Origin of the sequence: Neisseria sp. HMSC055H02 (assembly GCF_001813335.1) — a bacterium.
In the GTDB taxonomy this organism is placed as follows: domain Bacteria; phylum Pseudomonadota; class Gammaproteobacteria; order Burkholderiales; family Neisseriaceae; genus Neisseria; species Neisseria sicca_C.
The window spans coordinates 31,146-57,201 of the sequence record NZ_KV812095.1; the positions used below are offsets into that span (position 1 = coordinate 31,146).

Consider the following 26,056-nt stretch of genomic DNA (forward strand, 5'->3'; position numbering starts at 1 on the left):
GTAAATCCAAGTTGCTTTTCAAACCGCCTGAAACCGCAAAACCTGCTGCAACCCGCTCCCTCCCCCGTGGGGGAGGGTTGGGGAGAGGGCATTCTCCGAATTTCGGCAACCTTCCCCAAATCCCTTAGTCTTCTAAAATACAAGCCTTGCGGCTTGTTGCCCTCTCTCTAACTCTCTCCCACAGGGAGAGAGGACGGAGTGGCTGTTGGAATTAAGGGTTTTGCAAGGAAAACAGGTTGTGCAGGCTGTTTTTTACTTTTCAGATGACCTGAAATCAACGGTTGTAAATCCAAGTTGCTTTTCAAACCGCCTGCGACCGCAAAACCTGCTGCAACCTGCTCCCTCCCCCGTGGGGGAGGGTTGGGGAGAGGGCATTCTCCGAATTTCGGCAACCTTCCCCAAATCCCTTAGTCTTCTAAAATACAAGCCTTGCGGCTTGTTGCCCCCTCTCTAACTCTCTCCCACGGGGAGAGAGGATGGGGCGGCTGTTGGGGGTTAAGGGTTCTGCAAGGAAAACAAATTGTGCAGGCTGCTTTTTATTTTTCAGACGACCTGAAATCAACGGCGTAAACCCAAGCTGCTTCTCAAACTGCCTGTAACCGCAAAATCCGCTGCAATCCCCCCCCTCCCCCGTGGGGGAGGGCTGGGGAGAGGGCACTCCCCGAATTGCAGCAACCTTTCCCAACACACTACCGCCCAAATACAAGCCTTGCGGCTTGTTGCCCTCTCTCTAGCTCTCTCCCACGGGAGAGAGGACGGGGCGGCTGTTGGGGTTAAAGGTTATGCAAGGAAAACAGGTTGTGCAGACTGCTTTTTATTTTTCAGACGACCTGCATCAACAGTTGTAAATCCAAGTTGCTTTTCAAACCGCCTGCGACCGCAAAACCTGCTGCAACCTGCTCCCTCCCCCGTGGGGGAGGGTTGGGGAGAGGGCATTCCCCAAATCGCGACAATCTTTCCCAACACTCTAACCGCTCAAAATACAAGCCTTGCGGCTTGTTGCCCTCTCTCTAACTCTCTCCCACGGGAGAGAGAACGGGGGGCTGTTGGGATTAAGGGTTCTGCAAGGAAAACAGGTTGTGTAGGTTGCTTTTTTGCTTTTCAGACGACCTTTATAAATGCTCAATTCAGTCGGTTTGCACCCTATAATTTTCAATGATCTAATCAAAATCAGCCATCTGCTACCGTGCAGGCTGCTTTTCCAATTCCTTTAACACGCGCAGGATTTCCGCCAATACGTCGTTTGTCTGCTGCAAAATTTCGTGGTTCCAAAAACGCAGCACGGTAAAGCCCAAGCTGTTGAGATATGCTGTCCGCGCGTGGTCGTATGCGGCTCGTTCTGTGTGCTGCCCGCCGTCTGCTTCGACAATCAGCTTGGGCGTTACGCACATGAAATCAACAATATAATTTCCCATCGGCTGCTGGCGGCGGAATTTATAGCCGTTCAGACGGCCTGCCCGCAGGTGCTGCCACAATTTTGCTTCCGCCTCGCTCATTTCTTGACGCATGGCTTTGGCACGTTGATGCAGGGCGGGGTTGTCGGCGGTCAATAGTTTTTCGGGCGTGGTCATTTTTGTTATCGGGTTGCTGTTTGTGCAAGCCTTGCTGCCCTCTCCCTAGCCCTCTCCCACGGGAGAGGGGATGGGGTTGCTGATTGAATTAAATGTTGCGGCAAGACAATCTTTTTTCAGACGACCTTTTACGTTTTTATTTTGCACATGCCGTCTGAAAACTTCCTTAAAAGCTGGTGAAGAATGTAATCAAGCCCAAAATGATGCCGGGGGCGTTTGCCAGCATGACAGGGTAGTCGCGTTTTTCTTTCAAAAAGCCGTAGGCAACCCATAATGTGCAGTTGATGGCGGCGACGAGGGGTTGCAGCGGCGAGCCGGGGTTGCCCGCGAGGTTGTTTTGGATTTGCGGGATATAGGAAACGTACATGCCTACTGCGGTCAGAGTGGCGACGACGGAGAGTACGCGCATTTGTTTTTCAGTCATGGGTTTTCCTTTCTGATTTGAGGGTTGGGAGGTTGATTTTTCAGACGACGTTTTGTGTTGAGGGATCGTCTGAATTTTTGTTTTTTATGTTTTGATTTTTATCGGGTTTCAGACGACCTTTGTTGAGTTGAAGGGTCGTCTGAAAAGGCGGCTTATTGTTTTGCCGCTTTCATATTGTCAATGAATTTGTCAAACAGATAGCCGACATCCTGCGGGCCGGGGCTGGCTTCGGGGTGGCCTTGGAAGCAGAACACGGGTTTGTCGGTCAGTTCGATGCCTTGCAAGGTGTTGTCGAACAGGGATTTGTGGGTAATCCTTGCATTGGCGGGCAGGGTGTCGGCATCGACGGCGAAGCCGTGGTTTTGGCTGGTGATGACGACTTTGCCGCTGTCCAAATCTTGCACGGGGTGGTTCGCGCCGTGGTGGCTGAAGTGCATTTTTAAGGTTTTTGCACCGATGGCGAGGCTGATGAGCTGGTGTCCCAAGCAGATGCCAAAGATGGGTTTGCCGCTTGCCATCAGTTTTTGCACGGCTTCGATGGCGTAGTCGCAAGGTTCGGGGTCGCCGGGGCCGTTGGAGAGGAATACGCCGTCGGGGTTGAGCGCCAACACGTCTTCCGCGCTGGTTTGGGCTGGGACGACGGTCAGGCGGCAGCCGCGTGCGGCGAGCATACGCAGGATGTTGGTTTTCACGCCGAAATCATAGGCAACAACGTGGAACGGTTGTTCGGCAGGGGTAACGAAACCTTTGCCCAACGCCCATTCGCCTTCGATCCATTCGTAGGCTTCTTTGCAGGAAACTTCTTTCGCCAAATCTTTGCCGACCATGCTGCCGAACGCGGCGATGAGTTCTTGCGCTTTTTCAACCGTGGCGTCCGCACCGGTCAGAATCGCGCCGCCTTGTGCGCCTTTTTCGCGCAGCAGCGTGGTCAGGCGGCGGGTGTCGATGTCGGCGATGGCAACGGTTTTGTTGCGCACCAGATAGTCGTGCAGGCTTTCGGAGGCGCGGAAGTTGCTGTGCAGCAGCGGCAGGTCGCGGATAATCAAGCCTGCGGCATAAACGCTGCGGCTTTCTTCATCTTCGGCGTTGGTGCCGGTATTGCCGATGTGGGGGTAGGTGAGGGTAACGATTTGTTTGCAGTAGGACGGGTCGGTCAGGATTTCCTGATAGCCGGTCATGGAAGTGTTGAACACGACTTCGCCGGAAGTCGAACCTTCGTAACCGATTGATGTGCCGTGAAATACGCTGCCGTCAGCGAGAACGAGAAGAGCCGGAGTGGTCATGATGGAATCCTGTTGCCTGATGATGGTCGGTTTGCAGAAACGGGCAGGGGTCGTCTGAAAATTGTTTACAAAAAAGACCGCCTGAGAAAATATCGGCTAAAAAAAAACACGTCCCGCAGCCTTGATTTTGCTGCGTAACGTGCTTTTTCAGGCATAGCTGCCTATGCCGTAGAAGCAATGCATTCTACGTCAAAAATCCATATCGTTCAAGTTGTATCCTAAGATAGTTTCTACCTTAACAATCATGCGGTCTGTTTCATTTTCACCATTTGTCCCCTGTATCAGGCAAAAAAATATTCGGAACTGCACATAAATGACATTGTAAATGTTAGAATCACATTCCGAGAAAATAAAAACAACGTCATCATCCGTCAACCGACGATTTTACGAAAAAAGAACGCATTATGAAAAACAACCTTTCACGTTTCCCCGGTACCGTCCGTCCGATGATTTACAGCATCGCCTCCGCGCTCGCCCTGATGGGGGCAGCATCGCAAGCACAAGCGCAGTTTGCCAAAACCCCGCTTTACCTGCAAAACGAATCTCAGATTACCGAACAGCCGAAAATTAAACATAACATTATGTTTTTTATTGATAACTCTGGGAGTATGGGTCGCAATGCGATTACAGGGGGAGGGAACCCTCCTGGGCAAGAATCAAGGATGGATGTAACGAAAAAAGCATTGAATCAGGTTCTTGACAAGTATCAGGGTAAATTCAACTGGGGTTTGCAGGCCTTGGTAAATACAGAGAATAATTTTAGCAATCCTGATCCTACAAAACATACTAAAAAGAATTATACGAATAGCGAAGAAACGTTTAATACCTCATGGGAGCAAATGAAAACTTTGGTAGATAACATGAGCCCCTCTGGTTATACGCCTGCTACCCGTAGGTATTACGAAGTAGTTGCATCCGCTGTTATGCCGAATATCAAATACCGCTGTCAGAAATCCTATGTTGTGATGATGTCTGACGGTGATGCCAACTTCTCTTGTAATCATGATAGGACAAGTTTTCATTATCGTTTTAACTATGATGGGAATAACGGTCGGAGAAACTCAAGCTATCCGAGTGCATACCTCAACTACGAGGCAGATCTTTATCGGACAGAACCGTTTATTACTGCTTACAAATATTTTGGCCAGTCTCCGATGAGAGATTTCAGCATTTACGACTTGGCTGATACATGTAGAGATAAGAGGGAAAATGTACACTATTCGAAATTCTGGGATACTGCCAACAGATACAGAGGGGTCGAGGGCGGTATGGCATTTTTTAGCCGCAAGCTTGATGTCAAAGACATTAAAACTGCTGCCGTAGACCGTGTTGATGCTGCTGGGGTGAGCTGGGATGGCGATCCAAATATTGACCCTAAGGGCGTGGATTACAGTAAACAAACGGTACAAACCTTCACTGTTGGTTTTGGTAACGGCATTTCTCCGGCTGGTGAGCAATACCTCATAAGGGGTGCAAGTCGTGATGGCTGGTATTTTAACGCTGCGAAACCTGATGATTTATATAAGGCCTTTGAGAAAATTATCAGTCAGATCAGTGATGATAGTGCAAGCATTCCTTTTGAAGGTGAGGGTGGTACTGCGCCTGCAACTTCCAACAGTGGTATTCCCGATTTGGCGGCAACCATCAAGCTGAATACCGGCTCTTGGAGCAGTCAGATTTTATTTAATAAATTGAATAATAGTGATGGTAGACGGGAAGGTACAGTTACCCAGCCTTCCTTTAGTAATCGTAAAACGTTGATTAACACAGGTTCTAATACTTACTTTATCGACGCCATCTCTGATGATAAAGTCGACAATGCCTATTTCGGTATCGAGAGTAGTGACAAAAACGAATGGAAAAAACTGCTCAATTGGACGGGCAGGGTCGGCAGTGATGACAGTGCATATAGTCCTTACCGTGTCCGTAAGGCCGGAGAGCGTGATTTGGGCGATATTTTGGATGGATCCGTTGCTGCAGTCGGTAATCAGGAGCATGGTCGCCGCAAATATTTGGTTGCCGCAGCCAATGACGGTATGGTGCATATTTTCCAAAGTACGGATGGCAACCATCCTTATGATTTGAAAGTCAGCTATCTTCCTTCTGCAATGGAGCGCGAAAATGATGCGTCAGGTAACCCGATTACGCTTGCCAAAGTATTGAAAGACATTGCACATGCGGATTACGGAAAATCCATTGAAAACCACAAATACGGCGTGAATGGTGGCTTTACCCTGCGTCAGACCCCTGTTGCAGAACAAGGCAGTAAGTTTCAGCAGCGCGTGTTTATGTTTGGCGCGATGGGGCAAGGCGGACGTGGCGCATACGCTCTCAATATAGGCGGTAAAGAAGATCAAACCACCAATACCGGTCTGGATGCGGCTGCTTTGAGCGCTAAAGTTCCTTTGTTTGAAACGGCCAAAGGGAAAGACAATAATTTGGGCTTTACTATCGGTACGCCGCAAATCGGTCGTGTTTCCATCAAACGTGAAACAGATGGTAGTGCCAAACTGGAGGAAAACATCCGCTATGCGGGATTCCTCGCCAGTGGCTACGCAGCTGAAGCAAAAGATGCAGAAGCCAATGAAACTGCGTTATATGTTTACGAAATGCTCGGTAAAGAAGTTGGTATAGGTGAGAAGCGCGGTCAGCCTGCGGGTGAAGAAGGTAAAGCAGGTAAGGAATTGGCAAAAATTATCGTGCCGGGCGGTGTAGGCGGTCTGTCCACACCGACACTGCTTGATACCGATTTTGACGGAGTTGTCGATTTTGCCTTTGCAGGCGACAGAGGGGGTAATATGTACCGCTTCGATCTCCGTGGTGAAACACCGGATAAATGGACTGTGGTCAAAATCTTCTCCGGTTCGTCAAACAAGCCGATTACCTCGGCTCCTGCCGTATCACGAAAAGGAGCTAAGGAATACGTCGTGATTTTCGGTACGGGTAGCGAAGTCTACCAAAGTGATTTGAGCAATACTGAGACACAATCGATTTACGGTATTGTCCAAAAATTGGATAATGCACCGAAAGATTTGTTTGAAGACAAGACAAATAAAGATATTGCTGAGCAAAATCTGCGCGAACAAACTATTACTGAGGTAGAGCAGTCATATAACGATGAAAACAACCAGCTGCAAACTGGTAAAGCCTTGTATCTGAGCAACGAAAAAATTGAAGAGGCGCATAAGGGCTGGTTTATCAATCTGCGTCCCGGCGAGCGTGTCAGCATTAAGCCGACCATGATTCTGCGTACTGCCATCGTTACAATACGCAAGTACACTTCTAATGTTGGTAAAACCATCGGCAAAGAAGAAGCGGAAAAAGACTTGTGTCTGCCTGTCAGCAACAATAAGTCAACTGTAACCAGCACGACCTTCCTCGGTATCAATGCTGATAACGGCGGTGCACTCAATAGCCGTAGCGCACGTTTTACGCCTGATATATTTAAGCGTGAATTGAGCGGTTTCGGTACGCAATACGCCAACGGTTTGACTCTAGAAGGTAGTATTGTCAGCTTCACCTTTATCGATCCGAACAAGCGTACAGACGATCCTGTTACTGCCGATGGCGACAGCGGTGGAACCGGTACGGATAAGGAGCTTGGGTTGGGTTCTGGTACGCCTAACAACAAATGTTTCTCAGGCAAAGAGGGAGACCAGCGCAGTTTACTCCTGAATAAAGGGGAATCTCTGACAGTAAAAGGCCGTATCTGTGGTCTGCAACGTATCAGTTGGCGCGAGCTGTTTTTCTGATTGGTTCGTGTAAGCGTATGAAAACCAAGAGGTCGTCTGAAAACTTGGAAACAGGTTTCAGACGACCTTTCCTTTTTCTTTTGCGTGGCTCTTTTAGTTATATTCATTGAATTTTGAGCGAGCAGTAAACTGGGGCTTTTGCGCGGGTAAGATCCACGCTGAACTTCGTGATAAATATTGCGGCGCAACATTGGTCGTCAGGCCAAGCTTATTTTTATGCTGCTATCGAATACAGTTTGTCGAGATGTATTCGACACGGGAGCCTGATTGATCAAACGAAAGGTCGTCTGAAAACTTGGAAACAGGTTTCAGACGACCTTTCGTTTGATATGCTTGATTCGATTAACCCGGTTTGCCATCCGCACGCGGACGGATGAGCCAAGGGATGTATTTCCATGCGTAAAGCAGCAAGGACAGGGCAAACAAGACTGCGGAAGTGCGGATGCTGTGGATGTAACCGGTGCCGCTGACGAAGGTTGCAATGATGCGGATGACGGTGGCGGCTATCATCAGCCAAAAGGCGACGGGTACGGATTTGGGTGGCGGATAGATGGAGTTGCCGGTATGCCCGAGCGCGGTGCGAGCCATCATGCCCAATGTCAGGACGCCGATGCCGCCGACGCCGATGAGATGTACGCCAAGATTAAGGAAAGAGCTGTGGAAGTAGGAGGCACCGATGGCAATCAATCCCAATCCTGTGAACAAATAGCCTGCGAACAAAATCCACAGCATCGGTTCTTTCAGAACAGCTTTATACCACCAGCGGTAAACCTGTACGGTAAAAATCACGCCCGCTGCAAAGGCAAAAGCAGATGAAAGCCAAGGCAGGGCATGGTGCGCCATCAGCATGGCAGTCAGCATGGGCAACCAGAGGGACGCGTGCGCGACCCACATCGGACTGGGGATTTGCGGAACATTCAGGCGTTTGGAGGTAAAGAAGGAAATAATCCGCATGCCGATAAGGCCGATAAAGCCTGAGACCATAATCAGACCGGACTGCAGCCCGCTGAGCAGTGCAGATGCGTTTCCGGCATGCAGTTGGAAGTGGAATGCGGCGTGCGTGCAGCCTAGGACGACGATGGCGAACACGGCGACGTAGTTGCGTTTGTTTTTGGAACGGATGACGGGCAATGCCATGCAAACTGCGCCGTACCAAAAAAACAGCGTGCCGAGTATGCCGCTGGCGGTTGCACCCCAGCCCGGAATGAAAACGACAATCCTTGCCGCCAACCAAAATGCGGTCAATCCTGCCAAAACGCCTCCGCGCGTGGGCGGCTGCCCCGTCCAAGTGGCAACGGCAGTCAATAGGAAGGCGATGACGACGAGTCCGGCATAGCCCCAGATCATCTCATGGGCGTGCCAATAAAAATTGGACAACTCGGGCGTACCCGTATAGCCGAAGCCCCAAAGCAGGATGGAGAGTGCGCCGTATAGTGCCGCCAGCGAGTAAAACGGGCGGAATGCCATTGCCCAAACAGGGTGTTTGAAAAAGGCGGTCATGGTAGTTCCTTGGTTTGCTTTTTGAATGGTTTGTTTTAGGTTTGAATGGACAGGAGGGTCGTCTGAAAACGCTAAAATCGTGCTTTTGGACTTTTCAGACGACCTTTTTTATCAGATTCCTTCGGGTTCCGGCAAAAACGGCTCGACTGCGGGAAACAGTTCGCGTTCTTCAAAACGGGCATGGTCGCGCAGAGTAACGGCAAAGTCTTTGTTCCATGCTTCGTTAAGATATTCAGGATTTGCCATCATGCTGCGCAGTTTGGCGTGTTCGGCTTCGAAACGTTCGCGCATCGCAACGGGAATATTCTGCCAATGCGGGGCGAACATGGTTTCTTCTTCAACAAAATGCGGTTCCAATTCAAGGAAATGGGCTTCAAGCTCTGTTCGATGGCTTTCAGCGGGCGCGCGCAGGAGGCGGACGCAGAGTGAAAGGGCGTGATGGTGTTCGCGGGAAAGTTCGATAAGTGCTGGGTGGCGTTTTAACGGCTTCATAATATTTGATTATAATGATAATAAATTATCAAACTGCACTGGATTAATTCAAATGTTTCAGATATTATGAAACTTAATCATATATAAAGTCAAACACATAACGGCGACAGTTCTCCTTAGGACACACTGCCGCCGTTCCAAAAAATAATATATTCAAACAGAGAAAACCATGTATCTGACGCAACATACGGATTATGGTCTGCGGGTATTGATTTATGCGGCCATAAACGACGATTCGTTAGTCAATATCGGAACCATTGCCGAAGCCTATAACATCTCCAAAAGTCATTTGATGAAAGTCGTTACCGCGCTTGTCAAAGGCGGATTTCTGACCAGTATAAGAGGTAAAGGAGGCGGACTACGTCTTGCCGACACACCCGATAAAATCAATGTCGGCGCGGTCGTGCGCCATCTTGAACCCATGCAGATTGTCGAATGCATGGGAGAAAACAATGAATGTCTGATTACGCCATCCTGCCGTCTTGCCGGTATTTTGGGCGGAGCGATTAAGGCTTTCTTTGCACATTTGGACGGGTTTACTTTGCAGGATTTGCTTAACAAGCCGACTTATGATTTGTTGTATGAGCCGAGAATTGAAATTTTTGTAGAAAAAATGAGTAATAAGTCGGCATGATACGATTTTATGAAATTTAAGTTATCAATAGGTGTTTGCGTCTTAGGCGAAGATGGAGACATTTGATTTATTCTGATGATTGTAACATTTTGAATAGGTAAGGTTTTTATTTCAGGCAGCTTATCACCCAATCTAGGTAAAAAATTTTCTTTCCATTTCCATGGGTTTCCTGTTTGTAGTGACTAAAATAAGCCTGAAAAAAAATAAGCCGCAATTAGATATATTTGTATATCATTAAATTTGTTTCGTTATCGTGATTTTTTTGTTCGTAATCTGGTTAGATGATGAACTTTTTTCATTAAATACATTCTAATCCAATCAACTGAGGCATTAAGTCCTCTTTTTCTTTTGCCTGCTATGATAATGAATAGCAATATCAAAAAATCATGCGTATGATATTAAAATGAGGAAATATTTTTAAATGGATATTCACTAAAAAACAAATGTAAAAATGGGTTGCAAACACAAATTGTTGCTATTATCATGCGTTGATTATGAATAAAGAACGAATTTTAACTCCTTCTGTCGTCATCTCGGTGGTTTTGATCCACGCGGGTTTGGTCGCGTTGTTATGGCAGGCACACAAGCCGCCTGTGCCGGAAATGATGAATATTGAGTTTGTCGATTTGGCAGATTTGGGCGGCGATGGTGGTGGAGACGGTAGTCCTGAGGGCGAAGGTGCGCCGGCGGCTCCGGAAAAGATCCCTGAGCCTGAAAAGCCAAAACCGAAACCCAAGCCGGTTGAGCCTACAAAGCCTGTTATCAAGCCGGTGGTGACGAAAAAAGAGGATGCTGATATCCAGCAGCCTAAAGAGAAGCCGAAGCCGGTTGAAAAACCGAAACCTGAACCTAAGCCGGAACCCAAACCTGAGCCTAAACCGGAGCCACGCCCAGAGCCTAAGCCTGAACCTAAAACAGAATCTAAGCCTGCACCTCAAGCTTCGGAATACACCGGTACTAAAACCGGTCCGAATACTGCGGAAAACGGAAAAGGCAGTGGAGAAGGTAAGGCCCTTCACGGTGAGGGTAAAGGAAGTGGTGGCGGTACGAAAGGTACCGGCAGCGGACGCGGTGAGGGCAGTGGATCAGGCAGTGGCGGTGCCAAAGGTGAGCATGGATCAGGTACCGGTAGCGGCGGAGGTGCAGGAGGTGGAAGCGGTGGCCCTCCTGCTGTCGTAGATAAAGGTTTCCTGCCTACACCGGCTTACCCGCCCCTCTCTCTAGAAAATGGGGAGGAAGGAGTAGTTCATTTATCTATTCTTGTTCAGCCCGGTGGTAAGGTTGTAAAAGTTACCGTAACTAAAAGTAGCGGATTCCAACGTTTGGATAATGCAGCAAGGAAGGCAGCTACTGCCGCCGGCAGCAGATACCCTACAAACCGTTTGACAGAATACCGGGGTAAAATTAATTTCCAACTTCAGTAAATGAACGCGAATTACCTGTATTTTGACAAAAAAGAAATTTTTTAATTTTATTTTTAATCTGGAAAAATTATGGATTTGAAATTAGTGTTTGAATCAGGCGATTTCGTCCTGATTAGTGTATTCGTACTGATGCTGGTGATGAGCATTGTTACTTGGTGCCTGATTATCCTGCGCACTATCAAACTGAAAAAAGCCAAAAGTGCCAATGCTGAAGTAAAAACGCAAATGCTAAATGCTTTTACGCTGTCGGAAGCGGTACAAAAAGTGAAAAGCATTGATTCACCGATGAGCCGTGTGGCGGACGAATCCCTGCGTGCCTACCAAAGCTATCGTCAAAGCAATGCGAAAACACTTACTACCGAACTGCCTTTGAACGAATACCTCGTCATTCAAATCCGAAACAGTATGGAGCAAGCCATGCGCCAGTTTGACTACGGTATGACTGCTTTGGCATCCATTGGTGCAACCGCTCCATTTATCGGCTTATTCGGTACGGTTTGGGGAATTTACCATGCTTTAATCAATATCGGTCAAAGCGGACAAATGAGTATTGCTGCCGTTGCCGGTCCGATTGGTGAGGCGTTGGTATCTACTGCTGCCGGTTTGTTTGTCGCCATTCCTGCTGTTTTGGCGTACAACTTCCTCAATCGCGGTAAGAAAACCCTCTCTCAAGATATGGACGCTTTCGCACACGATTTACACGTCCGCCTGTTGAATCAAAAGGACTAAATTATGGCATTCGGCTCAATGAATTCCGGCGATGACGCGCCGATGTCGGACATCAACGTTACGCCTTTGGTCGATGTTATGCTGGTGTTGTTGATCGTTTTCATGATCACCATGCCCGTATTGACCCACTCGATTCCTTTGGAATTGCCGACCGCTTCGGAAAAAGCGGCAAAGCAGAAGGAAAAGCAGCCTAAAGACCCGCTGCGACTGACGATAGATGCCAACGGCAGCTACTATGTCGGTGGTGATTCTGCGACTAAAGTCGATATTGATACGGTGATTTCACGTTTGAAAACCGAGAAGCAGGAAAATGCGGATACGATCGTAGCAATTGCGGCTGATAAAGCAGTCGAGTACGAATACGTCAATAAGGCGCTCGAAGCTGCGCGTGAAGCCGGTATCAGTAAAATCGGCTTTGTAACTGAAACTAAGGCGCAATAGGATTATCAGCAGATAAAAGGTCGTCTGAAAGGCTAAAGGCTTTTCAGACGACCTTTTTATAATGGGTTGCCACTCTTTGCTTTGCTATCTTCCTCAACAAGGTAAGCATCGGGCAGGTGGTAGGCTGGGGAAGTGATAAAGGTCGTCTGAATCACTACCAAGCGTTTTCAGACGACCTTTCGTGTTAAATACAACAGGAACAGTACGGATTTGCGTCCCGTCAATGCAGACTATACTACGACCGATTACAATGACTCGGAGTTTTCCGGATTTCCGATATTCAAGTTGTCCATTTCTTCTTGATGCGTAGCAAACCATGCTCCGACGACTTGGTTGACTTCTTCGATGCCTTGCTTTTTAAGGCTGGAAAATAGTTGTACGCTGATGCGTTGACGGGTCATATAGGGTTTGAGCGATTTTTTGACTGCACCTAAGGTTTTGATTTGCTCGTTTTTCGACAGCTTGTCGGCTTTCGACAACAAAATATGCACAGGACGGCCGGTGATGTGGAAAAAGTCCAGCATCCGCAAATCCAGCTCTTTCAATGGGTGGCGCGCATCCATAATCAACACCAAGCCTATGAGCTGGCGCCGTTGTTGGAGGTAGTCGCCCAAGAGTTTGACCCAATGCGTGCGGATGGCTTCGGGAACTTGTGCATAGCCGTAACCCGGCAAATCGACCATAAAGCTGCCGTTGCTCAATTCGAAGAAATTGATGTGTTGGGTCCGTCCCGGCGTTTTGGAAACGTAGGCGAGCCGGACATGGTTGGTCAGGGTATTGATCGCGCTGGATTTGCCTGCGTTGCTTCGTCCGACAAATGCGATTTCTGCGGGTGTGTCGGGCAGGTCTTTGAGATGGTTGACGGTGGTGAAGAATTTGGCGTTCTGAAAGAGGTTCATCCGTATTTCCTTGTTCCCTGAGACGGAGTGGCGGAATTTGCCGTGTTCATGTTGCGAAACATGGTAGTAATTTAATGTAAATCTAGTATAGAATAGCACGTTTATAGAATTATCGGTTTTTATCGGGTAAAATTTATCCGGCGTTTTGAGTATAAAAAAGGCATTGTCGCGGTATGCAATGCTGTAATCAGGAGCACTCCATGAAACGATTGACTTTAGCGGCCTTGGTTTTGGCTGCCGGCGCGGCTGTCGCTGCCCCGAAAGCGGATATTGCAAAAGGCAAAGAAGTGGCTACTACCATTTGTGCGGCATGTCATGCGGCGGACGGCAACAGCGGCATCGCCATGTATCCAAAGCTCGCCGCTCAACACAGTGCCTATATCTACCGTCAAACCTTGGACATTAAAGAAGGCAAACGTACAAACGGTTCCGCCGCTGTGATGAAACCTATGGTGATGAACCTGTCCGAGCAAGACATCCTGAATGTATCCGCATTCTATGCCAAACAACAGGCCAAATCCGGCGAGGCTAACCCGAAACAAAATGATCCTGTTTTGGGCGGCAAAATTTACCGAGGCGGTTTGGTGGACAAAAAAGTTCCTGCCTGTATGTCCTGCCACGGACCCAGCGGCGCGGGTATTCCGGGTGGCGGTACCGAAATCGGCGCATATCCGCGCTTAGGCGGCCAACATATGTCTTATGTGGTCGATCAAATGAAGGCTTATAAATCCGGACAACGCAAAAACGCGATTATGGAAGATATTGCCAAACGCCTGACCGAAGAAGAGTTGAATGCGGTTTCCAACTTCATCCAGGGTCTGCATTGATTCCTATCAATCCGTCTGTTTGCGGATGATGTGAATATCAAGGTCGTCTGAAAATGCTTGCCCTTGGGCAATTGTTTTCAGACGACCTTGTGCGATGGTATGCCGCCGCTTTTGAGGCAATAAGTATTTTCAAATGGCAGCCTTTGGCTTTTTGCCCCATCATGTCTATTTTTCGTGCCGTTCGATAATCGGGCCTCTTCCGGATCCCGACCATCCCCGTATTCTTTATCAAATCAAACCGCTATGAGCAAATCCCCTTCATCCGTCCCCCTTATCCGCAAACCTTGGTTCGCTTTTTTAAGCTCCATGCGTTTTGCCGTTGCCTTGCTCAGTCTTTTGGGTGTCGCTTCGGTTATCGGGACGGTGTTGCAGCAAAACCAGCCGCAGGTCAATTATGTTGTGAAATTCGGTCCGTTTTGGTCGCAGATTTTCAACTTTTTAGGCTTGTACGATGTTTATGCGTCCGCTTGGTTTGTGGTCATCATGATGTTTTTGGTGATATCGACCAGCTTGTGCCTGATTCGCAATGTTCCGCCTTTTCTCCGCGAAATCAAATCGTTCCGTGAAAACGCCAAAGAAAAATCATTGGCGGCGATGCGCCATTCGACTGTGCTGGAAGGCAAGATGTCGTCTGAAATTGCCCGGCGTTATCTCGAAGTACAAGGCTTCAGCTGCAAAACCGTAACGCGCGAAGACGGATCGGTTTTGGTTGCCGCCAAAAAAGGGGCGATGAACAAGTGGGGCTATATTTTTGCCCATACCGCGCTGATTGTGATTTGCTTGGGCGGCTTGATAGACAGCAACCTCCTGCTGAAAATCGGTATGCTGACCGGACGCGTCGTGCCGGACAATCATTCCGTCTATGCCAAAGACTTCAAACCGGAAAGCATTTTGGGTACGTCGAACCTGTCGTTCCGCGGCAATGTGAACATTACCGAAGGGCAAAGCGCGGACGTGGTCTTCCTCAATGCCGACAACGGGATGCTGGTTCAGGATTTGCCGTTTGAAGTGAAGCTGAAGAAATTCCACATCGACTTTTACAATACCGGGATGCCGCGTGATTTTGCCAGCGATTTGGAAATTACCGACAAGGAAAGCGGCAAAAAATCCGAACACACCATCCGCGTCAACCATCCGCTGACGCTGCACGGCATCACCATCTATCAAGCGAGCTTTGCCGACGGCGGATCCGATTTGAAGTTTAAAGCCTGGAATTTGGGCAACCCAAGCCGCGAGCCGGTAACGCTCAGGGCGACATCTATGCGCGACTTCCCGCTCGACATCGGCAATACGTCCTACAAGCTGGAGTTTGACCAATTCACGTCTATGAACGTGGAAGACATGAGCAAGTCGTCTGAAAAAGAGCAAACCCTGCAATCAGCAATTAACGACGTGCGCGCCGTCTCTCAAGAAAACAAAAAATACACCAACATCGGCCCGTCCGTTGTTTACCGAATCCGCGACAAAGCGGGTCAGGCTGTCGAATATAAAAACTACATGCTGCCCGTTAAGCAGGAACAGGATTATTTCTTCATCACCGGTACGCGCACAGGTCTGGAACAGCAATACCGTTGGCTGCGCATTCCTGCCGATAAGACTTTCAAACCCGATACCTTCATGGCGATGCGCGAACTCTTGAAAGACGAAGCCGCACGCAAAGCCGTCATCCGCAACGCGACCTTGAACGCGCCCGACAACATCCGCGAGCAATTCACCCTTGCCGCCGAAAACACCTTGGGCATTTTTGCGAAAGGCGGCTATTTGGCGTTGGACGAATTTATCACCAAAAACATCCCCAAAGAGCAACAGGAAAAAATGCAGGGATATTTTTACGAAATGCTGTTCGGCGTCATGAACGCCGTATTGGAAGAAACCATCCAAAAATACAAGCTGCCCGCATGGCCTCAAGACGAAGCGCGCAACCGCTTCCTGCTGCACAGCATGGACGCCTATACCGGCCTGACCGAATACCCCGCCCCCATGCTCCTGCAACTGGACGGCTTTGAAGAAGTCCGCTCCTCCGGCTTGCAAATGACCCGTTCGCCCGGTGCATTTTTAGTCTATTTAGGCTCTGTTTTGCTGGTTCTCGGCACGATATTTATGTTCTACATCCGCGAGAAACGCGCGTGGGTCCTGTTTTCAGACGACCACATCCGCTTTGCCATGTCTTCCAGCCGCAACGAGCGCGACCTGCAAAAAGAGTTTCCGCAACATACACAAAGCCTGCAACGACTGGCGAAAGATTTAAACCATGACGCATAACCATAACCCCCTACCCGAACACGAGCTGCTGACGCACAAATCGTTCCTCAAGTCCCTGAATACGGTCGACTGCCTATTCGCTCTCCTGACCGCAGCCGGCGCATTCTTCGCCCAAACCCGCATTCAGCACGCCATGGACATCTACGAAATGGTGATTTTGTGGGCAAGCGCGGGCATTACCGTCTTTTTAGGCTGGTTTTTCAAACCCATGCGCTGGTTTGTCCCCTTGTGTGCCGTCCTCGCATACGGCGCCGTCATGCTCTACGATGGCGAAATCACGCATTCCGACAGCTTCCTGCTCAAATACTTCCTCAGCAGCCAGTCCGCGATTATGTGGCAATGCGCCTTCGTCTTCTTCGCACTCTTCGCCTACATCACCGGCGCCGTGTTGGCACAACGCAAAAACGTCGCCACCAACACCCTGCTCGGCATGGGTTCCGTATTCGCATGGGTGTCCGCCGTCGCAGGCTTTACCGGACTTTTAGTGCGCTGGCACGAAAGCTACCTCCTGCGCCCTGACGCAGGACACATCCCCGTTTCCAACCTCTACGAAGTCTTCATCCTCTTCCTCGTCATCACCGTCCTGATGTACCTCTACTACGAAGCCCGTTTCGCCGTACAAAAACTCGGCGGCTTCGTCTTCAGCTTCATGGCAATCGTCGTCGGCTTCGTCCTTTGGTACAGCTTTTCCCGCGAAGCACACACCATCCAACCCCTGATTCCCGCCCTGCAATCATGGTGGATGAAAATCCACGTCCCCGCCAACTTCATCGGCTACGGCGCGTTCTGTATTGCCGCCATGCTCGGCATCGCCGAACTTTGGGCATTGAGAAACGAAAACGCCGGCAAAAAATCATCGCTGCCGCCTTCGCAAGTCATCGAAGAAGTCATGTACAAAGCCATCGCCGTCGGCTTTTTATTCTTCACCATCGCCACCATCCTCGGCGCACTGTGGGCAGCCGACGCATGGGGACGCTACTGGAGCTGGGACCCGAAAGAAACGTGGGCATTCATCGTCTGGCTCAACTACGCCGTCTGGCTGCACCTGCGCCTCGTCGCCGGCTGGCGCGGCAAAATCCTCGCATGGTGGGCAGTCATCGGACTGTTCGTTACCGCCTTCGCCTTCATCGGCGTCAATATGTTCCTGAGCGGCCTGCACTCTTACGGCACCTTGTAAGCGTCAAAACACAATAAAGAAAGGTCGTCTGAAAAGCTTATATGGTTTTCAGACGACCTTTTTTGAAAATACAGGGATGCTTGTATCCCTTTTGCTTTGATAGCTTCGGTTTAAAACAGAGATAGCACCCGTAAGAAAAAAGGGAGTATGCCAGCTCCCTTAAACAGAGGTCGTCTAAAAATAGTTTTATATTTTCAGACGACCTTTTCTTTGCATAAAGCACTAAAGGCTTAGTAGCGGTAAGCTGCCAGTTTGCGCCGTATTTCAGGAATAGCGGCTTTCGCGGCACGCTCCCCCTCGGCTATCGCACGTTGTTTTTGGCTGAAGCCGCCGACTGCGCCTAAGTCCAAGACTTGGGGATGGATAACGACATTTGCTTGGCTCAATTCATGTTGCAGGGCGGATTGCGACATGACGTTGATCGATTGGTCGAGGTAGGAGAAAAAGCCTTGTTCGAGGTTTTTAGACGGCCGGTCGGAAATATCAACGGCGATGATGAAGTTTGCTCCCTGTTTTTTTGCCGCGCTGACGGGTACGGGCTGGGTCAGTCCGCCGTCAACGTATCGACGGCCGCCGATCAGGACGGGTTGGAACACGTTGGGGATGGCGGCGGATGCGCGGACTGCCTGTCCGGCATTGCCGCGGTTGAAGGCGACGGCTTTGGAAGATTCGAAGTCGGTGGCGACGGCGGCGAATTTAATCGGGAAGTCTTGAATCGGGCGGTTGCCGACTTTGCGGTTGATGTAGTCTTGCAGTTTTTGTCCTTTGATAAAGCCGCTGGTGGATAGGGTCAGATCGACCAAATCGGTTGAGCCGAGAATTTCGGCTTCCAATTCCAAACGGTCGGGACTTGCGCCGGAGGCATACAGGCTGCCGACGATGGCGCCTGCCGACGTACCGGTAATGATTTTGACGGGGATGCCGTTTTGTTTGAGGACTTTGATGATGCCGATATGGGCAAACCCTTTGGATGCGCCGCCGCCGAGTGCTAAAGCAACGACTGCCTGCGGTTTGGGGGGAGGGGTGATTTGGGTGTTGTGCCGCGGCGGGTTGACAGGGGAAGTGTTGCTTGGACACGCGCTGAGGATTAGGACGGAAGAGACGGTCAGCGCGGTGCGGAAAACGGAGGAAAAGGGGGATTTCATTTTCAGACGACCTCAGTGTAAGAAGGATGTTTTGTCAGGGTGATAATGGAACACGGTAAATTTTATCTTATCGGTTACGTTAAGATATTATCGTTTGGCATTATCGCACAGCAAGAGGTCGTCTGAAAACGGTTTGTCATTGTTTTTCAGGCTTTTTTACTGCCGTATAGTCTGCCGGTGCGGGAGGGGCGGTTTCCGGCATGATGATGACGGTACTTGAACGGTCGTCCGTCAGCATTTGTGCGGCTTGTTGTACTTCTTCGGCGGTTACGGCCTGTATGCGGCGGCGGATTGCGGCTTCATCGGAATATTTGAACCCGCGCGCTTCCAAACGACCCATCAGCGAAGCTTGTGAAACCATGGAGTCGCGCGCGTAGATTTCGCCCGCCAATGCCTGTGCTTTGATGCGGTCGAGTTCTTCTTTGCTGATGCCGTTGTCGGCGATGTCTTTGATTTCGGACTTCATCTGCGTAAGCAGGGTCTCGGCGGATATGTTTTCAGCAGGCATTCCAAATACGCCGAAAAGCGGCATTTCGCGGCTGAGCAGGTCGTAATGGGCATTTGCGCTTAATGCGGTCTGTTTACCGCGTACGAGGTTTTTGTCCAAACGGCTGGAGGTGTTGCCCGCCAAAACGTCGGTCAGGACATCCAAGGCGTAAGGCAGCTTGTCGTTAAGGCGGGAGAGGGCGGGAACGCGCCAGCTGGTGGCAACCAACGGTTGACGGGTTACGGGAGAGGAAGCTTGGGCAAAGGAAGGGGCGCGTTTGACCGGTTCGGCTTTCAGGTTGTTCCGTTCAGGCAAAGATTTACGCGGTATTTTGCCGAACAATCCTGCCGCCGTGCGCAGGGTCTGTTTGGCATCGACATCGCCGACGATGACCAAAACGGCATTATTGGGTGCGTAAAATTGTTTGTACCAAGCACGCAAATCGTCGGCACGCAAGGTGTGCAGGTCTTCCATATAGCCGATAACGGAGGCTTTCATGGAGGGCAGGGTGAAGCTGTTCAGGTAGATTTGCTCCCACATCTTCCCGCCGGCATCGTCTTCTGTACGCTGGCGGCGTTCTTCTCGGATAACGTTCATTTCGTTAGCGAACTCTTTATCGCTGAAATTGAGGTTGTGCATCCGGTCGGCTTCAAGTTTGAGGACTTCGGGCAAGTTGGCAGAGGCGATATTGGCGTAATATACCGTTTCGCTGCGGTTGGTATAGGCATTGTCATCGCCGCCCAAACGAGCGATGCGGCTGCTGTATTCGCCTGATGGTACGGAAGGCGTACCTTTGAACATCATGTGTTCTAAGGCGTGGCTTAATCCACTTTTGCCCGGTTTCTCATCCACGCTGCCGACTTTGTACCAAATCTGGGAAACGGCGACAGGTGCGCGGCGGTCTTCTTTGACGATGATTTTCAGACCGTTGGGCAGGGTTTGGGACAAGGTTTGTGCGAAGGTGGCGCAAGAGAGGAGGCAGGCAGATAGAAAAACGTAACGGCTCAGCATAACGGCTCCTAATAAATGGCAATGGACAGACTGTAACAAGAAATTTGCCCTCAGGCTATAAAAAAGGTCGTCTGAAAACCTTGAATTAAGGTTTTCAGACGACTTTTCCACAGCCTAAAGTCAGGACAATGAGACTTACACAATGCCTTGCGCCAGCATCGCATCGGCGACTTTGACGAAACCGGCGATGTTCGCACCGTTGACGTAGTTGGTTTTACCGTTTTCAGTGCCGTATTTCAGGCAGGATTCGTGGATGCTTTGCATGATGTCGAACAGGCGTTGGTCGACTTCTTCGCGGCTCCAAGCCAGACGGACGGCGTTTTGGCTCATTTCCAAGCCTGAAGTTGCCACGCCGCCGGCGTTGGAGGCTTTGCCCGGCGCATACAGGATGCCCGCTTTGACGAACTGCTCGACCGCGCCCAAAGTAGAAGGCATGTTCGCACCTTCGGCAACGACGTAGCAGCCGTTTGCCAGCAAGGTTTTGGCGGCCTCTTCGTCCAATTCGTTTTGGGTCGCGCAGGGCAGGGCGACTTCGGCGGCAACGCCCCACGGTTTTTGGTTTTCAAAGTATTTCAAACCTTGTTCTTTGGCATAGGTGGAAACACGTTCGCGGCGGACTTCTTTCAGCTCGATAAGCGCGGCGAGTTGATCTTCGGTCATGCCGCTGTCGGGGAAGAGGACGAAGCCGTTGGAGTCGGAAACGGTCAGCACTTTCGCGCCCAGCTGGATGGCTTTTTCGGCGGCGTATTGCGCGACGTTGCCGGAGCCGGAAATCAGCACGCGTTTGCCTTCAATCGAATCGCCGCGCGTTTGCAGCATGGATTGGGCGAAGTACACGGTGCCGTAGCCGGTCGCTTCGGGACGGATGAGGCTGCCGCCCCATTCGAGGCCTTTGCCGGTCAGGACGGAGGCAAATTCGTTGCGGATTTTTTTGTATTGTCCGAAGAGGAAGCCGATTTCGCGGCCGCCTACGCCGATGTCGCCCGCAGGTACGTCGGTGTTCGGACCGATGTGGCGGTAGAGTTCGTTCATAAAGGCTTGGCAGAAACGCATCACTTCGGCGTCGGATTTGCCTTTGGGGTCGAAGTCGGAACCGCCTTTGCCGCCACCCATAGGCAGGGTGGTCAGGGCGTTTTTGAATACTTGTTCAAAGGCGAGGAATTTCAATACGCCTAAATCGACGGTCGGGTGGAAACGCAAGCCGCCTTTGTAAGGGCCGATGGCGGAGCTCATTTGAATACGGTAGCCGCGGTTGACTTGGACTTGTCCTTTGTCGTCCACCCAAGTGACGCGGAACATAATGACGCGCTCAGGTTCAACGATGCGTTCAAGCAGGTTTTGTTGGGTGTATTTCGGGTTTTTTGCCAAAAACGGGCCCAAGCTCATGAATACTTCTTCAACCGCTTGGTGAAACGGCTCTTGATTGGGGTTACGTTGTTTGAGGTTGGCAAACAAGGCGTTCAAATCGGTCATTTTATGCTCCCTGTGGATTAGATTGGAAAGGATGATGAATTTGTGGAAAGCAATATAAACCTAATTTTTTTGCCTGCCAAGCAGTTTTGATGAAAATTGTTGACATTATTTTTTTGAGAATTTTATTATTTGGTATATATAGCCAATAAAATATAAAAATATTTTTGAAAATTCCATAATTTTAAAATAAATTGGTTATATATTCTAAGTAATTAAATTAGAAATTTGAAAAGAGAGAGTGTAAAAATTCGATTCAACGCAAATTTTCATGTGAAAACGGCCAATATTGTCAACAATTTTACGAAAATTACTCCTGGAAAACAGGATTAGGAAAGAAAATAACACCTTAAAAAACGAATTTTGTTTCAGATAGAAAAACGTGTTTCAGGACAATCCATAACGGATAATGCAAAGGTCGTCTGAACCCCATTTCCAGTTTTCAGACGACCTCGATCATGTAATCTTCCGGCAAATTGCCATATATTTGCTACAATACGCCCCAAATCATCTCCAACAACACACACCCTTAAAGGACACCAATGAAAGCCTACCTCGATTTAATGCGCCATGTTCTCGAAAACGGTACCGATAAATCCGACCGTACCGGTACAGGCACTCGTTCGGTGTTCGGCTATCAAATGCGTTTCGATCTGAGTCAAGGCTTTCCGCTGCTGACCACCAAAAAGCTGCACTTGCGCTCGATTATCCATGAGCTGCTTTGGTTTCTCAAAGGCGATACCAACATCAAATATTTGAAAGATAATAATGTTTCCATTTGGGACGAATGGGCGGACGAAAATGGCGACTTGGGGCCTGTGTACGGCTACCAATGGCGCAGTTGGCCTGCACCCGACGGTCGCCATATCGACCAAATTGCCAACGTCGTGGAGCAAATCAAGAAAACCCCCGATTCCCGCCGCCTGATTGTGTCGGCATGGAATCCCGCGCTGGTAGACGAAATGGCATTGCCGCCCTGCCATGCGCTGTTTCAGTTTTACGTTGCCAACGGCAAATTGTCCTGCCAGCTTTACCAACGCAGCGCAGATATTTTCCTCGGTGTGCCGTTCAACATTGCCAGTTACGCGCTGTTGACCATGATGATTGCCCAAGTCTGCGGGTTGGAGGCGGGCGAATTTATCCATACTTTGGGCGATGCGCATCTGTACAGCAACCATTTCGAACAGGCAAAACTGCAATTGAGCCGCGACACCCGCACGCTGCCGGTGATGAAAATCAATCCGGAAGTCAAAGACTTGTTTGCATTCAAGTTTGAAGATTTCGACTTGGAAGGTTACGACCCGCATCCGCACATCAAGGCCGCAGTGGCGGTGTAGGATGGAAAATAGCTAAAAGGTCGTCTGAGATTTCAGACGACCTTTTGATTACTGCGGGTTTATAGGATGCCGTTGGTGTGCACGTGGTCTTCTGTTACCGGTAAGGTTTTATGCTGGTAGGAATAGACGGCATCTTGGATGGTGTTGATGTTTTTGCTGACGCTGACTAATACATCAGACATGCTGACGTTGCTGCCTTTGGTATTGACATTATCAAGCGTATCGCCGTTATGGGTGTTGGAGTTGGCATAAACATCAATATCCGATTCATAACGCAGCCAGGTTTTGTAGATTTGGCCTTTGATGTCGGTTACCAAGGTATTATTTGCCATATTTAAATTAGCATTAACCTTACCATCCCCGGTACTGCGGACTTCAACGATACCGTTATCCAGGTGTCCGTGTAGCGACAGGGTATTATTGGTAACGTTATATTCCTTGGCATTTGTTCGCATAAACGCAAATTCGGCATAACCGCCCGATTCTTCACGAACGGTAACGGCATTGTTGTTCAGCGTAACCGAACCGTGCATCGGTACGTCGGAGTGATGTTCTTCAATATAGAAAGGAACGGCCCCGTTCTTTATTTTGCCAATATCGGCAACATTATCACTGATGTTGATGGTGCTGGTGCCGATACCTTTTTCCTTGATTTGAGGAGCGTAGGTATCATTGATAACCGCCATCAGGTATTTGGTTGATTCGCCGCTGATTTTGTTGCCGGTAATGTTAAGTGTGTAATCCATTTTTTGTTCATGGTTGCGGAATTCGATACCATAGGTTTGGATATTGTCTTTATAGACCTCCAAGTTATTGATTGTGTTGTTGCTGATGTCAAAATAGCCTTTATCTTTGGTATGTAAATCCCGGCGTTGCGTATTGGTCTGTATTTGGATACCGGAATACATATGATAGTCGTATCCCGGAGTGTCATCGACCGCAAGGCGGAATGAAGTGTCCTGTGTGATGACATTGCCGGATATTTTGACGTTGTCCAGCGAGAATTGGCGGTTATAGACCGCAATACCGTACAGGCGGTCGCCATTTAGTGTGTTGTTTTCAATTAAGACGTCTGTGCCGTCATGTACGTCAAGACCTTTCCGGTAGTTGTGGTCGGTCGTATTTTTGCGGTAGGTGATGCCATAATTGTAGCTACCTGCAGCGGCGGCGATGCCGTAGCCTGTGCCGCCATCATCTTGGTGTCCGTTCCAGGACAAGAGGTTGCCTTCTCCGAGGAAATTCTTTTGATAGGAAACCAGTGCGCCGGCAACGCGATTGTGGTGCAGGTTGGAGTCAACAATACGGTTATTTTCACCTAAAGGCAGTGAATCGTATTTGTCGTCGATGGAGCCGTTGGCAACACGGTCTTTATAAGACAGTTTGTAGCCTGCTTCGCGCATGAGTGCAGCGGTAGAGGTAAAGGTTACGCCTGCACGGTTTGCACCGGATACTTCCACTTTGCTGATCAGGGTGTTGTCTGCATCGTTGACTAAAATGCCGTTTACTTTACCGAAATAGCTTAAACCTTTGCGGTAGAAGTCGGCGTTGGTGTATCGAACGGATAGGTCGGCAATCGTTTTGCCATTTTGACCATCTACCAAAATGCCTGCAAAAGCCCTAACATCATCGTGGTTGGTATTGGAATTGAATACGCCGACTTGAGCTTTGTCAAAGTTGATTTGGGTTTTGCCCATGCCGGCACCGAAGATGCCTTTAACGCCGGAGGTATTACTGTCGATAACGATTTGGTCAGAAATGTAATAGGTGCCGTCCATAAACAGCATGGCTTTTTCTTTATGGGCAGCTTCGAGCGCGGCTTTGATAGCCGCCAGGCTGTCTTTTTTACCTGTCGGATCTGCGCCGAAATCATTTACATTAATGTAACGGCCATATTGTTTGGACTCATATACTTTATAGTCGCCGGATTCCGATTGCTTGCCTTCTGCAGGATGATGGATATGGACAGTTTCAGTCGTTCCTTTTTCAGCGGCAGGTTGCGCGGTAGAAACGCTTTTGTTGTTTTGCTGACGTACTGCATTATTGTTGTCATCAGAAAGGTCGGTTACTTTGTCTGTATGGGGTTTATCGGAGGACAGATTGCCTGTTTTGGAGACTTTATTTTTTACAGGGCTGCCCGTTTCTTCATCGGATGAAGAATGGTTGCCGGATTTATTTTCCGAATGTTTGATTTGTTCGGCACGTTTTTTCTCTGCTAATTCGGCTTTTACAGCCGCATCGGCCGCCTTACGTGCTGCTTCTGCTTTTTCTCGGGCAGTGATGATGGCTGCTTTACGATCAAATTCATGTTTTTGCTCCAAGGCTATGCGGTCGGCTTCCGCTTTCTCCCTGGCTGCTTTGCGCTCGGCTTCCGCTTTTTCTTGTGCAGCTTTTTTTGCTTCGAGGGCTTTTTTCTCAGCTGCTGCCATTGCGGCTTTATGTAAAGCATAGGCTTTTTCCTGGGCGGCTTTTTTTGCTGCAGCGGCTTTTTCCTGGGCGGCTGCCATAGCGGCTTTATGTGCAGCTTGAGCTCTTTCCTGGGCAGCCTTTTTTTCGGCAGCTGCTTTGGCTTGTGCAGCAGCCATGGCGGCTTTATGTGCAGCTTCTGCTCTTTCTTGAGCAGCTTTTTTTTCGGCAGCAATTTTGGCTTGAGCGGCAGCTACAGAAGCTTTATGTGCGGCTTCAGCTCTATCCTGAGCGGCTTTTTGTCGGCCGCAGCTTTTGCTTGGGCAAGCAGCTTGGCTTCAAAAGGGGTCAGTTTGGCTTTGTTCGCGTTAATCTTGATTGGTTGCGCATTTTGCCTTCCTGTAATATTGGTTGTGCCGTGGGTTTGCTTAGGCAGTGCGCTGGCGATATTTATTCCACCCATTGAGTGTTGGAAAATCAGGGCGTTGAGCGTAGAAGATTTCCCTTGGCTCTGGCTCTCCGGGTTTGATTTATTTGGAGAAGTGTGGATATTGGTTTGTCCGTGATTAGTGAGTGCAGACAGAGTTTGTTTTGACATGATTTGTATTTCCCATGATTGAATTTTACGAGTCTAAACCCGTAGCAATGTAATGTTATGGTATTCCATGGACCAAATAGACAAAGTTTCCGGCAAGAGCAAATATTCTGCCTTCAGTGGATTTCGAGGAAGAAACCTATTGAAACTTAGGATATTGGCTTTGACTGGGCGGTCTGTATCTAATTGATTT

20 protein-coding genes and 1 pseudogene are annotated in these 26,056 nt (G+C 49.2%); 10 read left to right on the forward strand and 11 right to left on the reverse strand.

Annotated features, from left to right (window positions below; translation table 11 throughout):
• Positions 1–599: 599 nt before the first annotated feature.
• Positions 600–934, forward strand: a pseudogene (locus tag HMPREF2907_RS13685) (hypothetical protein); the annotation flags it as partial.
• Positions 935–1,181: 247 nt separating this feature from the next.
• Here HMPREF2907_RS13685 and HMPREF2907_RS06375 read toward each other — a convergent pair.
• The 3 genes from HMPREF2907_RS06375 to carA form a co-directional block, all read right to left on the reverse strand.
• Positions 1,182–1,571 carry an endonuclease domain-containing protein gene (locus HMPREF2907_RS06375; RefSeq protein ID WP_070681327.1) on the reverse strand — a complete coding sequence of 130 codons (390 nt, stop codon included), beginning with the start codon at positions 1,569–1,571 and terminating at the stop codon, positions 1,182–1,184.
• Between the two features lie 166 nt (positions 1,572–1,737).
• The gene (locus HMPREF2907_RS06380; protein ID WP_070613328.1) at positions 1,738–1,995 is read right to left on the reverse strand and encodes a SemiSWEET family transporter; all 258 of its coding nucleotides are present in this window, start codon (positions 1,993–1,995) and stop codon (positions 1,738–1,740) included.
• Positions 1,996–2,147: 152 nt separating this feature from the next.
• On the reverse strand, positions 2,148–3,278 hold the full coding sequence (carA, locus tag HMPREF2907_RS06385) for a glutamine-hydrolyzing carbamoyl-phosphate synthase small subunit (RefSeq protein WP_070681329.1): 1,131 nt from the start codon (positions 3,276–3,278) through the stop codon (positions 2,148–2,150).
• 404 nt (positions 3,279–3,682) lie between these two features.
• Here carA and pilC point away from each other — a divergent pair, with 404 nt between their 5' ends.
• Complete coding sequence (gene pilC, locus HMPREF2907_RS06390) at positions 3,683–7,030, forward strand: PilC family type IV pilus tip adhesin (RefSeq protein ID WP_318259028.1); 3,348 nt, start codon at positions 3,683–3,685, stop codon at positions 7,028–7,030.
• 342 nt (positions 7,031–7,372) lie between these two features.
• Here pilC and HMPREF2907_RS06395 read toward each other — a convergent pair whose 3' ends face one another.
• Both HMPREF2907_RS06395 and HMPREF2907_RS06400 read right to left on the reverse strand, forming a co-directional pair.
• On the reverse strand, positions 7,373–8,530 hold the full coding sequence (locus HMPREF2907_RS06395) for an NnrS family protein (RefSeq protein ID WP_070681332.1): 1,158 nt from the start codon (positions 8,528–8,530) through the stop codon (positions 7,373–7,375).
• Positions 8,531–8,641: 111 nt separating this feature from the next.
• Positions 8,642–9,022: a hemerythrin domain-containing protein gene (locus HMPREF2907_RS06400; protein WP_045073551.1), complete on the reverse strand. Its 381-nt coding sequence runs from the start codon at positions 9,020–9,022 to the stop codon at positions 8,642–8,644.
• 169 nt (positions 9,023–9,191) lie between these two features.
• Here HMPREF2907_RS06400 and HMPREF2907_RS06405 point away from each other — a divergent pair, with 169 nt between their 5' ends.
• The 4 genes from HMPREF2907_RS06405 to HMPREF2907_RS06420 all read left to right on the forward strand — a co-directional run bounded on the left by HMPREF2907_RS06405 (position 9,192) and on the right by HMPREF2907_RS06420 (position 12,250).
• Positions 9,192–9,656 carry an Rrf2 family transcriptional regulator gene (locus HMPREF2907_RS06405; RefSeq protein ID WP_039406692.1) on the forward strand — a complete coding sequence of 155 codons (465 nt, stop codon included), beginning with the start codon at positions 9,192–9,194 and terminating at the stop codon, positions 9,654–9,656.
• 494 nt (positions 9,657–10,150) lie between these two features.
• Positions 10,151–11,080: a TonB family protein gene (locus HMPREF2907_RS06410; protein WP_045073547.1), complete on the forward strand. Its 930-nt coding sequence runs from the start codon at positions 10,151–10,153 to the stop codon at positions 11,078–11,080.
• 69 nt (positions 11,081–11,149) lie between these two features.
• Positions 11,150–11,809, forward strand: a complete 660-nt coding sequence (locus tag HMPREF2907_RS06415) for a MotA/TolQ/ExbB proton channel family protein (RefSeq protein ID WP_039406686.1) — start codon at positions 11,150–11,152, stop codon at positions 11,807–11,809.
• Positions 11,810–11,812: 3 nt separating this feature from the next.
• Entirely contained in the window at positions 11,813–12,250 is a 438-nt protein-coding gene (locus tag HMPREF2907_RS06420; RefSeq protein ID WP_039406683.1) for an ExbD/TolR family protein, read from the forward strand.
• Positions 12,251–12,495: 245 nt separating this feature from the next.
• On the opposite strand, the gene yihA is transcribed toward HMPREF2907_RS06420, so the two are convergent.
• The gene (gene yihA / locus HMPREF2907_RS06425) at positions 12,496–13,149 is read right to left on the reverse strand and encodes a ribosome biogenesis GTP-binding protein YihA/YsxC (RefSeq protein ID WP_070681335.1); all 654 of its coding nucleotides are present in this window, start codon (positions 13,147–13,149) and stop codon (positions 12,496–12,498) included.
• A gap of 200 nt (positions 13,150–13,349) precedes the next feature.
• Between yihA and HMPREF2907_RS06430 the strand changes: the two genes are divergently transcribed.
• From HMPREF2907_RS06430 to ccsB, 3 genes are all read left to right on the forward strand, one after another.
• Positions 13,350–13,976, forward strand: coding sequence for a c-type cytochrome (locus HMPREF2907_RS06430; RefSeq protein ID WP_003759506.1), 627 nt, complete (start codon positions 13,350–13,352; stop codon positions 13,974–13,976).
• Between the two features lie 243 nt (positions 13,977–14,219).
• Entirely contained in the window at positions 14,220–16,238 is a 2,019-nt protein-coding gene (locus HMPREF2907_RS06435) for a cytochrome c biogenesis protein ResB (RefSeq protein ID WP_003776199.1), read from the forward strand.
• Positions 16,228–17,415 (forward strand): c-type cytochrome biogenesis protein CcsB, encoded by a 1,188-nt coding sequence (gene ccsB / locus HMPREF2907_RS06440; protein ID WP_070681338.1) that lies wholly within the window; start codon positions 16,228–16,230, stop codon positions 17,413–17,415. Before HMPREF2907_RS06435 ends, ccsB begins: the two co-directional genes overlap by 11 nt.
• A gap of 230 nt (positions 17,416–17,645) precedes the next feature.
• On the opposite strand, the gene HMPREF2907_RS06445 is transcribed toward ccsB, so the two are convergent.
• From HMPREF2907_RS06445 to gdhA, 3 genes are all read right to left on the reverse strand, one after another.
• Positions 17,646–18,560 carry a patatin-like phospholipase family protein gene (locus tag HMPREF2907_RS06445; RefSeq protein WP_070681341.1) on the reverse strand — a complete coding sequence of 305 codons (915 nt, stop codon included), beginning with the start codon at positions 18,558–18,560 and terminating at the stop codon, positions 17,646–17,648.
• A 136-nt stretch (positions 18,561–18,696) separates the two neighbouring features.
• Entirely contained in the window at positions 18,697–20,058 is a 1,362-nt protein-coding gene (locus HMPREF2907_RS06450) for a M16 family metallopeptidase (protein WP_070681345.1), read from the reverse strand.
• Positions 20,059–20,193: 135 nt separating this feature from the next.
• On the reverse strand, positions 20,194–21,531 hold the full coding sequence (gdhA, locus tag HMPREF2907_RS06455; protein ID WP_039406668.1) for an NADP-specific glutamate dehydrogenase: 1,338 nt from the start codon (positions 21,529–21,531) through the stop codon (positions 20,194–20,196).
• Positions 21,532–22,070: 539 nt separating this feature from the next.
• On the opposite strand from gdhA, the gene HMPREF2907_RS06460 reads away from it, so the two are divergent.
• Complete coding sequence (locus HMPREF2907_RS06460; RefSeq protein ID WP_070681349.1) at positions 22,071–22,865, forward strand: thymidylate synthase; 795 nt, start codon at positions 22,071–22,073, stop codon at positions 22,863–22,865.
• A 59-nt stretch (positions 22,866–22,924) separates the two neighbouring features.
• On the opposite strand, the gene HMPREF2907_RS06465 is transcribed toward HMPREF2907_RS06460, so the two are convergent.
• The gene (locus tag HMPREF2907_RS06465; RefSeq protein WP_070681509.1) at positions 22,925–25,291 is read right to left on the reverse strand and encodes a right-handed parallel beta-helix repeat-containing protein; all 2,367 of its coding nucleotides are present in this window, start codon (positions 25,289–25,291) and stop codon (positions 22,925–22,927) included.
• Between the two features lie 230 nt (positions 25,292–25,521).
• The gene (locus tag HMPREF2907_RS12945; protein ID WP_070681352.1) at positions 25,522–25,866 is read right to left on the reverse strand and encodes a hypothetical protein; all 345 of its coding nucleotides are present in this window, start codon (positions 25,864–25,866) and stop codon (positions 25,522–25,524) included.
• Positions 25,867–26,056: the final 190 nt, after the last annotated feature.